The sequence below is a fragment of the Acinetobacter sp. UBA3132 genome (assembly GCF_002364825.1).
Taxonomy (GTDB): Bacteria; Pseudomonadota; Gammaproteobacteria; order Pseudomonadales; family Moraxellaceae; genus Acinetobacter; species Acinetobacter schindleri.
On record NZ_DEZM01000117.1, the window covers coordinates 1 to 12,180 of the forward strand.

General features: G+C 42.3%; 12 protein-coding genes. 7 read left to right on the forward strand and 5 right to left on the reverse strand.

Annotation, left to right across the window (positions count from 1 at the left end; translation table 11 throughout):
• Window positions 1-89: 89 nt before the first annotated feature.
• Complete coding sequence (locus tag B4033_RS05845; RefSeq protein WP_286832660.1) at window positions 90-1,877, reverse strand: acyl-CoA dehydrogenase; 1,788 nt, start codon at window positions 1,875-1,877, stop codon at window positions 90-92.
• Between the two features lie 113 nt (window positions 1,878-1,990).
• Here B4033_RS05845 and B4033_RS05850 point away from each other — a divergent pair, with 113 nt between their 5' ends.
• Entirely contained in the window at window positions 1,991-2,971 is a 981-nt protein-coding gene (locus B4033_RS05850) for a GlxA family transcriptional regulator (RefSeq protein ID WP_286832661.1), read from the forward strand.
• A 7-nt stretch (window positions 2,972-2,978) separates the two neighbouring features.
• Here B4033_RS05850 and B4033_RS05855 read toward each other — a convergent pair whose 3' ends face one another.
• The gene (locus B4033_RS05855; protein WP_286832662.1) at window positions 2,979-4,175 is read right to left on the reverse strand and encodes an MFS transporter; all 1,197 of its coding nucleotides are present in this window, start codon (window positions 4,173-4,175) and stop codon (window positions 2,979-2,981) included.
• Entirely contained in the window at window positions 4,168-4,545 is a 378-nt protein-coding gene (locus B4033_RS05860; RefSeq protein ID WP_257230510.1) for a MarR family transcriptional regulator, read from the reverse strand. Before B4033_RS05860 ends, B4033_RS05855 begins: the two co-directional genes overlap by 8 nt.
• A gap of 317 nt (window positions 4,546-4,862) precedes the next feature.
• On the opposite strand from B4033_RS05860, the gene B4033_RS05865 reads away from it, so the two are divergent.
• Entirely contained in the window at window positions 4,863-5,582 is a 720-nt protein-coding gene (locus tag B4033_RS05865) for a hypothetical protein (RefSeq protein ID WP_286832663.1), read from the forward strand.
• Window positions 5,583-5,910: 328 nt separating this feature from the next.
• On the opposite strand, the gene B4033_RS05870 is transcribed toward B4033_RS05865, so the two are convergent.
• Window positions 5,911-6,465 (reverse strand): thermonuclease family protein, encoded by a 555-nt coding sequence (locus B4033_RS05870; RefSeq protein WP_163165902.1) that lies wholly within the window; start codon window positions 6,463-6,465, stop codon window positions 5,911-5,913.
• 234 nt (window positions 6,466-6,699) lie between these two features.
• Complete coding sequence (locus B4033_RS05875; RefSeq protein ID WP_076753639.1) at window positions 6,700-7,617, reverse strand: LysR family transcriptional regulator; 918 nt, start codon at window positions 7,615-7,617, stop codon at window positions 6,700-6,702.
• Window positions 7,618-7,708: 91 nt separating this feature from the next.
• Here B4033_RS05875 and B4033_RS05880 point away from each other — a divergent pair, with 91 nt between their 5' ends.
• The 5 genes from B4033_RS05880 (at window position 7,709) to B4033_RS05900 (ending at window position 12,115) form a co-directional block, all read left to right on the forward strand.
• Window positions 7,709-8,950, forward strand: a complete 1,242-nt coding sequence (locus B4033_RS05880) for an acyl-CoA dehydrogenase family protein (protein WP_286832664.1) — start codon at window positions 7,709-7,711, stop codon at window positions 8,948-8,950.
• A gap of 50 nt (window positions 8,951-9,000) precedes the next feature.
• Window positions 9,001-10,122 (forward strand): phosphotransferase family protein, encoded by a 1,122-nt coding sequence (locus B4033_RS05885; RefSeq protein WP_008307404.1) that lies wholly within the window; start codon window positions 9,001-9,003, stop codon window positions 10,120-10,122.
• Window positions 10,119-10,817, forward strand: a complete 699-nt coding sequence (locus tag B4033_RS05890; RefSeq protein ID WP_004809546.1) for a histidine phosphatase family protein — start codon at window positions 10,119-10,121, stop codon at window positions 10,815-10,817. Before B4033_RS05885 ends, B4033_RS05890 begins: the two co-directional genes overlap by 4 nt.
• A 36-nt stretch (window positions 10,818-10,853) precedes the next feature.
• Complete coding sequence (locus tag B4033_RS05895) at window positions 10,854-11,597, forward strand: SDR family oxidoreductase (protein ID WP_071321125.1); 744 nt, start codon at window positions 10,854-10,856, stop codon at window positions 11,595-11,597.
• Between the two features lie 179 nt (window positions 11,598-11,776).
• A complete protein-coding gene (locus B4033_RS05900) occupies window positions 11,777-12,115 on the forward strand; it encodes a hypothetical protein (protein ID WP_286832665.1) in 339 nt (112 codons plus the stop codon).
• Window positions 12,116-12,180 lie beyond the last annotated feature (65 nt).

Sequence of the window (12,180 nt, forward strand, 5' to 3'; positions counted from 1 at the left end):
GCTTAACTATTTTCAGTTTCTAATATTTTCCAGTTTTGAATAAAAAATGCGCCTTTCAGGGCGCATTTTTTATTCATTTTCGTTAAATCTTAAAACCATTCTGGCTGCATATTCAGGCAGGTATCATCAAAGTTCATCAGTAATTGTGCCTGATGTTCAACTTCAGGCAGTTCCCAGCGGATAAAGTATTGAGCTGCCTGCATTTTTCCTGTCAGGAATTGTTGATCTTCTGCATAGTCAGACGAGGCAAATTTTAACTGTGCCTGATTCGCCATTTCCAGCCATAACCAGGCAATAATAGTTTTACCCATCATATCCAGATATAAACCTGAATTCGCCAATGCTGCATCAACTCGACCTTCATGCAAAGCCTGACCTAAAACCTGCGTGGTTTTTTGCACAGTCGCAAGATGCTTTTTAAAAGTTTCTGCCAGTTCAGCTAAATTATGATCCTGAATCTCGGATAAAGTTTTCTGGATACGCTGCATGAGCAGGCTTAAACCTTTACCGTTGTGTTGCCACAGTTTACGACCGAGTAGATCTAGAGACTGAATGCCATAAGTGCCTTCATGGATTGGATTCAGACGGTTGTCCCGGTAGCATTGTTCAATCGGATATTCACGGGTATAACCTGCACCACCCAAGACCTGAATCGCCAGGTCATTGGCTTTGGGACCATAGGCAGAAGGGAAGGATTTGACCACCGGCGTAATCAGATCCAGTAAAATAGCACTCTCTTCATCCTGAGCTGCCTGATGTTCATCAATCAGACGGGCTGCAAACAGACACAGTGCCAGTGATGCTTCAACATAGGATTTCTGGGTCAACAGCATACGTTTAACATCGCTATGCTCAATGATATTCACTGGTTTACTGTTTGGATCTTTATCGGCTACCGGACGTCCTTGTGGACGATTTTTGGCATAATTCAGGGACTCCAGATAACCACGATAGCCAATCATTGCTGCACCGAGTCCCACACCGACACGTGCTTCATTCATCATCTTGAACATATATTTCAGGCCATGACCTGCTTCACCAAGCAAATAGCCTAAGCAATTGTCATTTTCCCCAAAGCTCAGCACCGTCGAGGTAGTCCCGCGATAGCCCATTTTATGCAGTAGGCCGGCCAATTGAACATCATTAGACTCATCAAGTGAACCATCGGCACGGGTCTTGAATTTTGGCACAATAAACAGGGAAATACCCTTCACGCCTTGAGGTGCATCCTGAATCCGGGCAAGCACAAGATGCACAATATTTTCAGTAATGTCCTGGTCACCCCCAGAGATAAACATCTTTTGACCTTTAATCCGATAGGATCCATCTGCCTGAGGAATGGCTTTCGTGGTCAGATCACCAAGGGATGAGCCGACATCTGGTTCCGTTAGTGCCATGGTGCCAGAAAAACGGCCGCTGAACATATGGGGTACAAATGTGTGTTTCTGTTCCTCGGTGCCGAAAGCCTGAATCACATTGGCTGCGGCAGCGGTCAAGAAAGAATAAGCCACTGTCGATGGATTGGCGGACATAAAAAAGGCATTACACGCCATATTGACCAGAATCGGTAACTGCATGCCGCCGGCATCATAATCATGTTGAGCGCAGAGTAATCCGGCATCGGAAAACTGTTTCCATGCAGTTTTGACTTCAGCAATGGTTTCGACTTTTTTGCCGTCAAAAGTTGGTTCGTGCTGATCTGCTTTGGCATTGTGCGGCGCAAAATAATCGGTAGCGATGCCTTTGGCCGTATCTAAAATACTGTCAAAGGTGGTTTTATCATGTTCCTGATAACGTTCAAGCTCGGTCAGCTGTTTTAGTTTAAAAACGTCATACAGCAGGAAATTCAAGTCTTTGTCATTGATAAGTTGAGTCATACTTAGTTTTAAATCGAGTATTCATATGATGTGTTTAAGACTAGTAGTTGCTTTTATTTTTTAGAATTGTCAATAATGACACTTAAGATGTGAAAAGTGACAATGATATTCAGATGAAAAAGGTAGTGGTTTTAGGTTTTGATGGGGCTTTAGCATCGTCTATTACTGGAGTCGTGGATTTATTTGCCATGGCGGGCGTGAGCTGGAACCGGATTCAGCAGCAGGAAATTCATCGTCTGTTTCAGGTAGAAATTGCCAGTGCTCAAGGACAGGCGATCCGTTGTATTAATGGGATATTGATCCAGGCACATTTAGCTTATGCAGATATCAAGGATGTAGATATTGCCATTGTCCCTACGATTGCCGGACCGATTATCGAAACCTTGCAACAGAATCCGGAACTGATCCGTTATTTAAAGGAAGCAGACCGGCAGCAGAAAGTGATTGCAGGAAACTGTACGGGGAATTTCTTTTTGGCTGAAGCCGGTATTTTGAATGATCGCCAGGCGACCACGCATTGGGGCTTTCAGGATATGTTTCAGACTCTTTACCCTAAAGTAAAGCTTCATGCCGATCAGCTGATTAGCCGGGATCAGCATATCTACTGTGCAGGTGGTGGTCTGGCTTGGTTTGACTTAGGGCTGCATCTAATTGAACGCTACTATGGTTTTGAGCTGGCGATGCAGTCAGCCAAATCCTTTGTGATTGATTATCGGCGTGACAGCCAGCTGTCTTATTCCTTACTAAAAATTGGCAAGCCGCATCATGACGAGCTGGTACAAAAAGTACAGGATTGGCTGGAACAGCATTTTCATGAAGCACTTAATCTGGAACAACTGGCAACACGTTTTAACCTCACCACACGTACTTTGATTAGACGTTTTAAACAGGCACTGGATGTGCCACCCAATCAGTATCTGCAAGCCCTTCGGATTGAAGCAGCCCGTAAAAGGCTGGAAGAAACCGAACAGGCGGTGGATCTGATCATGCAACATGTCGGTTATCATGATCCAAGCTCTTTCAGGCGATTATTCCATAAAAAAACGGGGTTAACCCCGTTAGAATATCGCCGTCGATTTAGCCGGCGCTTTTAGCATGTCATCAAGTTGCAGCAGCTTTAACTTTACGTCCATGCAGCAGATAATACCAAAGCAGACAGCTGAGTGTAATGACCGCACTATACAAATACAAATGCTGATAACCGATCTGATCCAGAAACTGGCCAATAAAATACGGTCCAAAACCAAGTGCAGCATCAAGAGCAATAAAGAAGGTTGATGTTGCCAGTCCCATACGCTCTATTGTGGTACTTTTTACCGCAATGGTCTGGCAAATGGATTGAATATTGCCATAACCAAAACCTAATAACGCTGCACTAGTGAGGAGCATCCATGAATTATGTGCCTGACTGAGTAAACCAATACCGATTGCCATAATCACAATCGCAGGATACATGATGATGTTTTCGCCTTTACGATCCATCAATGGGCCGGTAAATGGGCGAGAAATCAAAATTGCGGCTGCATACATCAGGAAGAAGAACGAAGCTGCCTGCAAGAGATCAATTTCCTTGGCATACAGGTTAAGAAAAGACAGTACGCCAGAATAACATGCACCAGCAATCAGGATAATAACTGCAATAGGAAAAGCTTTAGGCTCAATAAACTGCGCCAGACGTGAAGTAGGCTGAGCAGACTGCTGCGTACCAGCTTTTGCAGTCAGTTTTACTTTTGAAGTATCAACACCAAAACTGAAGAGCAGACAGGTGAAAGCCACAATAGAAGTAAAAGTAAAAATCACCTTATAGTCATATTGTGACATTAGCCAGATCGCCAGGAATGGACCCACTGCAGTGGCTAGCGTACTACTGGTACTGAAGTAGCCAATGCCTTCAGCACGTCGAGTTGCTGGAATGGTCTGGGCAATGACAGTTCCAATAACAGTCCCTGCGACACCCATCATAAAGCCGTGAGCAAAGCGGATCGCAATCAGATAAGGTACATCCACTGGAATAAAATACAGACCGGAGAACAGGAAAAAGCCCAAGGCTCCAGCAACCAGACTGGCTTTGGCACCCAGATTGGGCAGGAATTTTCCTATCAGCAATCGGCCAACTAAAGTCCCGACCACGAATACACCGGAGATTAACCCTGCTTGTGCAGTAGTGGCATTCAGTTCAGCTAAGGCATAACCAACACTGACAATGACCAGTAGATAGAACACCAGAACCAGCTGGAAGTTCATTGCACTAAGAAAAATAAAATTTTTCGTCCAAAGCTTGGATGGAGCCTCAGTCATGTTGAAGCTCCTTTCTCGCCTGAAGGGCATGCATAAACTCTAAAACAAAAGCATGAGCACGTTTCAGCTCATCTTTATTGAAGTCTTGCAGTAATTCTGCTTCCAGAACATCAATCTTGCCGCAACATTGCTGGAACTGTTGTTCACCCATTTCAGATAGCTGCAGTAATTTCTGGCGTTTATCTGTCATGGGTTGTGATTCAATAAAGTTCATTTCCATCAAAGTATTTAAACGCTTGGTTACAGCAGGTTTTGAAATCCTGAGTTCCTGAGCGATATCCAGCGCCGTACATTGACCATTCATTTTGATAATGACCAGACTTTGCCATAAGGAATAATTTAAGCCGTGTTCAATTAACACAGCATTCATTTCATCCCCGAGCAATCTTGCACAGCGTAATAATGCAAATCTAAAACGGGAGGTAGTATCCATAAGGAATAATGTTAATCTGGTTAACTAAATGTAGATAATTTACGCTTATAAATATAAAAATTCAAGTGATGTATCAGTTGCTCCGATATGGCTTAACAAATATTTCAACGAGTAAATGAGCTAATCTGGTGGGAAAAATCTTTGGTTTTCTTTAACATGCAAATCTGGATGTGAGCAGTGGCTAAGGTGGATTTATGCAGGATTTAGACCTAACAACAATTATCAGTGAATGTTTTAAAAGCAGTTCTACTTTAATGATGGATTTACATCAACCAGCAATTACCTTACCTGAACAGCTGATCCACGCAGTTAAAGAGGCAGCACAAACACGCGGATATACTGAAACAATTCATCATGTAATGTTGCTGGATCAATTTGATGCTTCTCGACTGAGTTATGTCTTTAGTCCGCTTATTCTGTCCGTGCTAAAACATAAAACCATCTTTATCGCTCCAGCCAATACTGAACTGCAACAGATACTGGGAGAATATTTCCGGGTAGAAGCGCTGAAACTAAACCATACCCAAGCCTTACAGGAAATGGATATTTGCTTTGATTTGGCAACTGATGGTTGTTCCATGTCAGATTTACAGCGCTATGCCGTATTCAAGGCCTTACTTGACCCAAATTGTAAAAGCCTGATTGTCATCGGAAATGAACTGGATGCTGGGTTGAAAATATTACTTGAATCATTCGGTATACAGGTTATCCAGCACAAATTGATGCAACAGCATTTTGATTTAACTGAAATCGAATTTAAAAAACTGTTATGGAAAAGGAAGACAGATTCAGTTGCCGTCACTTGTGAAGAGATCACGTCAGCTAATATTGAATTAGTTACTCAACTTAGCGGAATACAGCATGCCGATGCCGAGCGTCTAATTGATGACTTGATGTATAGCGAGCATCTGTTCGAAAAAGTCTCAGTCTTTGGCGAATTTACCGAAACTATTTATAAGCATCAGCTAAAATAAAAGATAGCGGAAAGGCATGTCCCAGAGTTGCAGTGATTAGATTTTAGATACGCGCGTGGTGGCAGAGATGCCACACATTTCCCATCACGACACGACGTCGTAATAGGGGAATAAAAGACTTTTGCCTACTTTGGGTTTTTCCAAAGTAAGGTTCTGCCTGCACAAAGCCATTTAAAATTTTAAAGAGAAGATAAGGCTGTGCAATATATAATTATAAATATTTATGAATATCATGAATTTAAAACATTATTGAATTGCTTTGATGACCTAATACATAGCCTGATTAAAATTGTGAGACGGCAGTGAGCCAAAAGGCTGTTTATTCTGCTCAGGATTTTTTCTGTTTACGGTAAACACTTGGTCGTACCGGGTGTGTGCCGCGCCAGAGACCTTTCTTATTTTTCTTGGCATTGCTTTGCAGGCTCATCAGATAGGAGAGGTGTTTCTTGTCACGGATATATTCTTCATAAACCCAAGCCGCACCACGCTTGATCAGTTCTTCATTGACATTTTTACGACGTCGGTAAATGACTCCAACACAGCGTCCATAACGGTCAATATCGGTAATTTGCACACGGACCAGTCTATTCTTGATCATTTTTGAGACCAACTGCTGGGATTCCTTGCCATAGGCCTGACTGGATTCAGGTGCATCCACATAGGCAAAGCGTAAGCGGGTTTCTGAACGACGGATATTGAAACGATAGCAGGTGAGGGTGTCGCCATCACTGACGGCCTTAACTCGACACCAGTATTTTTTGCCTTTTTTGAAGGGGCGGAACAGTTCTTGTAAAAATACTACAAGTTTGTGCAGCAAATAATAGGAGAAACATAGAGCCACAAGGCCAAGTACAATTTGCCAAGAAGTTGAGAGATGCAACAAAATTAAAATCCAGAACAAGCGCAGTCAGGTGAAGAAATAGCTGACTTATAAAGTGTTCATTCTAGATCAAAGCCTCACGTCTTAAGGCTTTGTAATCGTTTATACGAGGATTTTTTAAGCAAACAAAATAGCCTAAGCAAATAACAAAAAAACCAAGCTGCGATTCTTAGGAATAAACTTTTTAAGGCTCCATAAATAGCCTAAGCATTTTTAAAATTCACTTATAAAAATAGCCTAAGCAAAAATTTTATTAATCTCACTCCGTAAAAATTGATGTCTCTTATTCTCTTGTAAATCCTTATACCAATACATTCCCATATTAATTTTCTGCAATTTTACAGGAACTTCAAAAATTTTCAGGCTTTTATCAATATGCAAATGATTTAAAACATTTCGAGGAATGGTGAGCATCGCTGAGGGATGCTGCTGCAAAATCTGTAACGCCGTCGAGTAATGCTGACAACGCAGGAAAATTTGCCGGGATAGGTGATTACGGCTTAAATACAGATCTTCAACCAATACGCCAGTCCGGCGCGAAGACACACCAATATGTGGGGAGGCGAGATAACTTTTTTCCGTGACTTGTTGCTGTTGAGTACAGACGACAAACTCATCCTGATCCAGTAATTCAAACTGGATTTTGTCGCCCAAAGGCTGTTCCAGATCGATCACAAAATCAACTTGCTGGGTTGCTAAATCAGAAACAATATTCTTTCGGTCCAGTTTAATACTGACAAACTGAATATCCAGATTAAAACGCTGAAAATGTGCGACCAATTTTGGCAAGATCATCGGTTCGATTTCATCATGCACAGCAATCTTTAGATTTTGTACCAAGGTGGGCTCAAATTGCTGGTTCTGGATGGAAATATTCTGGATGGTGATGAGAGCATGTTTAATTTCTGAATAAATCTGTTCCGCAAACGGCGTTGGCTGCATTTTACTACCAGTCCGTACAAACAAATCATCCTGCAGATGCTGTCTTAGACGCTGTAAGGCATGACTGGCAGCAGACTGGGTAATTGACAGGATTTGTGCAGCCCGAGAAATACTTTTCTGTTCAAAGACAGCAACAAAAAGTGGATATAAATTAATATCGATCCGATGGAAACTGCGAAGATCGATACTGTTTTTATTATGAATCTGTTGCATATTAAACTATGGAATAAAATCATTTTATTCATAATAGGTTTTAGGTTAAGGTCTTGTAAAGCAGAATAATCATATCCAGAGGAAAGTTGCCATGTTTGAGCTATCAGCACGTGCACAGGACTACGTTGAACGCACCAGAAAATTTATTAGAGATGAGATCGAGCCAATTGAGGCAGATTTCTGGCATCAGGTGCATGAGCTGAATCAGGGCGGTGACTGGACCAAATGGCAATGGCCGGCTGAACTGGAAAATTTAAAAGCCAAAGCCAAAGCAGCAGGGCTATGGAATATGTTCCTGCCTTGTGCTGAATTGGGTCAAGGATTGTCAGTCAATGAATATGCGCATATTGCTGAACTGTCTGGACGTAGCCTGATTGCACCAACGGTATTTAACTGTAATGCTCCAGATAGCGGCAATATGGAAGTATTGTGGCGTTATGGTTCTGAGGACCAAAAACAGCAATGGCTCATGCCGTTATTAGAGGGAAAAATCCGCTCGGTATTCTGTATGACCGAACCTTCAGTTGCCTCCAGTGATGCCACAAATATGCAGGCAACGGCGGTCATTGAAGGCGATGAAATTGTATTAAATGGCCGTAAATGGTGGTCCTCTGGTCTGGGTGATCCAAATGCCAAAATCATTATCTTTATGGCACATACTCCCGATGAAACTAAAGACCGTCATCATCAACATTCTATGGTTTTAGTTCCAGTCGATACTACGGGTGTGAAAATCGAACGTATGTTGCCCGTCTTTGGTGATTATGATGCTCCACATGGCCATGGCGAGGTTAGTTTTGATAATGTGCGGGTACCAGTATCCAATTTTATTGGGGGCGCTGGTCAGGGCTTTGAAATTGCCCAAGGTCGTTTAGGCCCAGGTCGTATTCATCACTGTATGCGTTGTATTGGCGCAGCAGAAAAATCTCTGGAACTGATGATTGACCGTGGCATGAGCCGCATGGCGTTTGGTAAAGAGATTTTGAAACTGGGTGGCAATCTGGAACGGGTCGCAGAAGCACGGGTTGCGATTGATCAGGCGCGATTATTAACCTTGTATGCTGCCTATAAAATGGATACTTTAGGGAACATGGCGGCTTTGACAGAAATCTCTGCCATTAAAGTCGTGGCACCAAGTGTGCTGGAAAAAGTCGTGGATATGGCAATCCAGATTCATGGTGGCGCTGGTGTTTCACGTGATACACCATTGACCGGATTCTTTGCCCAGGCACGTGCGCTACGTTTGGCAGATGGCCCTGATGAAGTACATAAGGGCATGATTGCAAAATTAGAGTTGGCAAAACGTGGTTATAGTACGCGTCGTAAAAAATAAGTCTTAAGTTTAAAGATATTTAGATAGTAAAAAGATTTTAAGGAAATATTATGGCAGTCATTGATGTCGGTGGAAAAGTTCGTGAGGGTGAAGAACTGGATGTCCGCGCTATAGGAAACTGGCTGATTGAACATGGTGAAAATATTGAGGGTCCTGTTGAAGTCACCCAATATTCTGGTGGTGCGTCGAACTGGACTTATCGCCTGAAATATAGCAATGCCGATTTAATTCTGCGTCGTCCACCTAAAGGCACCAAGGCCAAATCTGCACATGACATGGCGCGTGAATATCATGTACAACGGGCACTGGCTGATCACTATCCAGTTGTTCCGGAAATGTTGTTGCTATGTCAGGATGAGTCAGTGATTGGCTGTGATTTCTATGTAATGAAACGCATTGAAGGCATTATTCCACGAGCGAATTTGCCTAAAGATCTGGACTTCAGTGAAGCTCAGGTACGCGAACTCTGTATCAATGTCATTGATAAACTGATCGAGTTGCATCAGGTTCCTTATCACGGTACTGAACTGGAAAAGTTAGGCAAAGGTGAGGGTTACTGCCGACGTCAGGTAGAAGGTTGGGATAGCCGTTATGACAAAGCTAAAACGATTAACGTACCTTCATTCAAGTACGTACGTAACTGGCTAAAAGATAATATTCCTGCCGATTCTAAAACTTGTGTGATTCACAATGACTGGCGTTTTGATAATGTTATTCTGGATCCTGACAATCCAACACAGGTGATTGGGGTACTGGACTGGGAAATGGCGACTCTAGGTGATCCACTGATGGACTTGGGTTCTGCCTTGGCCTATTGGGTGGAAGAGACTGACAATGCAATTTTTAAGGCAACCCGCCGTCAGCCGACCAATCTAAAAGGGATGTTTACCCGTAAGGAGGTTGTGGATTACTACCTGGAAAAAACTGGATTACAGCCAGAGAATTGGACCTTCTATGAAGTATTTGGCATTTTCCGTTTAGCGGTAATTGCCCAGCAGATTTATTATCGTTACTACCATAAACAGACCAATAACCCGGCGTTTAAAGATTTTTGGGTGGTGATTCATGCATTGCATATCCGTGCCTTAAAGCTGATTGGCAAACAAAAGATCGAAGCCAATGATCTTGCCCAGAAGTATATGAACAAATTTAAAGAGTTAATGCCAAAATGACCACCATTTACCTGATTCGACATGGCCAGGCATCTTTTGGAGCAGAAAGCTATGATCAGCTTTCTCCCAACGGTGAACTGCAAGCCAAGTTACTTGGAAGTTATTTCGACTCTATTCTTAAAGAAGCACCTGTAGTGATGGCTGGATCAATGCAACGTCATCAGCAAACAGCGCAACTGTGCCTGGATGAGTGTTTTCCTGAAAGTGAATTGATTACCAATCCTGCCTGGAATGAATTTAATCATACTCAAGTCTTTGCCAGGTATGAGCCGCGATTTAATCAGCCGGAATTATTAAAAGAAGATGTGGCACAACATGCCAATCCTCGAGCGTATTTAAGCAAAATCTTTGAAGGGGCAATTGAACGCTGGACGGGGGGAGATTATCACCATGAATATGAAGAATCCTGGCCAGATTTTAAAAACCGTGTTGAATCTGCATTGCAAGATCTATGCGATGAACTGGCTGAGAAAAGACCGCGCTATGCTGTAGTATTTACTTCGGGTGGCGTTATCTCTGTGGCAGCAGGGAAAATTCTAGGCTTGAGTCCAAGCAAAACTTTTGCCTTAAACTGGGCCATTGCCAATACCAGCATGACGACTTTGCGTTTGGTGGGTAATGAACCGCAGTTACTTAGTCTGAATGAACATCATTTTATTAAGGCAAATCAACCAGAATTACTCACCTGGATCTAAAAGATCTGGAACAAAATGATTTTAAAGGAATAAAAAATGGCTAAAACAATTCTAATTACCGGGGCAAGTTCCGGAATTGGTGCAGGTATGGCACGTGAATTTGCACAAAAGGGTTATAACCTGGCAATCTGTGCGCGTCGTATGGAACGTCTGGAAGCTTTAAAGCAGGAACTGGAAAACCAGTACGGGATCAAAGTGATTGCCAAAACCCTGGATGTGACCAATTATGATCAGGTCTTTGAAGTATTTCGTGCCTTTAGGGAAGAGTTTGGTAGCATTGACCGAATTATCGTGAATGCTGGTGTTGGTGAAGGTCGTCGTATTGGAAAAGGCAACTTTGCTATTAACAAAGCTACGGTGGAAACCAATTTTATTTCTGCATTAGCCCAATGTGAAGCTGCAGTCGAGATTTTTCGTGCGCAAAACTCAGGTCATTTGGTCATGATTTCATCCATGAGCGCAATGCGTGGTATGCCAAAACACCTGACCGCTTACGGTGCAAGTAAGGCCGGAGTCGCGCATCTGGCAGAAGGAATTCGTGCCGAGCTGATTGATACACCTATTAAAGTGACGACGATTTTCCCGGGTTATATTCGTACTGAAATTAATGAAGGTGCGAAAAAACTGCCATTTGAGGTAGACGAAAAAACGGGTTCGCGTTTATTGGCTGCTGAAATTGAAAAAGCACCGGTTAAAGCGTATGTACCAAAATGGCCTTGGTTACCGTTGGGCTTGGCTATGAAAGTATTGCCACTAAAACTGGTGAATAAACTAGGATAATTCTTGTTTGTATGATCAAAAAGCTCCTAATGGGGCTTTTTTATTTTTGGAATTGAAACATTCTGACTTTAAAAATTAAGAAAATAATGTCTGGAAATTATTTTTTATAAATATGATCATATATTATGGTTTAGCGTAGCTAAGAGTTGGTGAATATATGTATATAGGCTTATAACCAAATGAAAAAATTAGCTTTTACCATTGCTCTGGTATTGCTGGCAATGCCATATGCTCAAGCAGCATCTGATGAAGGAAAAAATCCGGATACGACCCGATTGTGTGAAGGAAAAGGACCTCATGTAAAGCTTACGGTTAAAATTGAAGGTCGTACCATAAAAGGCTCATGTCAGATCGGCTTTAAACCTGCTCAAGTAAATGCCTTGGACTATGAAGCAATGCGCGCTCCCGCTGTGCAAAATGCATGTAAGGGCAAAGCACGTGGTTCGACTCTTATCGTGAATGTAGATGGTGAACAGATACCGGGTAAATGTGATCTGGTCTTTAAAAGAAATCGTTAAAATATATTTAACGATTTCTTATTTCACTTTGTATAACCGCTATTATATTAGACCTCTTTCATAAA

Bases quoted from the DNA above. Each gene is read 5' to 3' on its own strand.
- B4033_RS05895 (WP_071321125.1), top strand. From the start codon at position 10,854: ATGGCTAAAACAATTCTAATTACCGGGGCAAGTTCCGGAATTGGTGCA.
- B4033_RS05890 (WP_004809546.1), top strand. From the start codon at position 10,119: ATGACCACCATTTACCTGATTCGACATGGCCAGGCATCTTTTGGAGCA.
- B4033_RS05855 (WP_286832662.1), bottom strand. From the start codon at position 4,175: ATGACTGAGGCTCCATCCAAGCTTTGGACGAAAAATTTTATTTTTCTT.
- B4033_RS05885 (WP_008307404.1), top strand. From the start codon at position 9,001: ATGGCAGTCATTGATGTCGGTGGAAAAGTTCGTGAGGGTGAAGAACTG.
- B4033_RS05875 (WP_076753639.1), bottom strand. From the start codon at position 7,617: ATGCAACAGATTCATAATAAAAACAGTATCGATCTTCGCAGTTTCCAT.
- B4033_RS05900 (WP_286832665.1), top strand. From the start codon at position 11,777: ATGAAAAAATTAGCTTTTACCATTGCTCTGGTATTGCTGGCAATGCCA.
- B4033_RS05880 (WP_286832664.1), top strand. From the start codon at position 7,709: ATGTTTGAGCTATCAGCACGTGCACAGGACTACGTTGAACGCACCAGA.
- B4033_RS05865 (WP_286832663.1), top strand. From the start codon at position 4,863: ATGATGGATTTACATCAACCAGCAATTACCTTACCTGAACAGCTGATC.
- B4033_RS05850 (WP_286832661.1), top strand. From the start codon at position 1,991: ATGAAAAAGGTAGTGGTTTTAGGTTTTGATGGGGCTTTAGCATCGTCT.
- B4033_RS05845 (WP_286832660.1), bottom strand. From the start codon at position 1,877: ATGACTCAACTTATCAATGACAAAGACTTGAATTTCCTGCTGTATGAC.
- B4033_RS05860 (WP_257230510.1), bottom strand. From the start codon at position 4,545: ATGAATGCTGTGTTAATTGAACACGGCTTAAATTATTCCTTATGGCAA.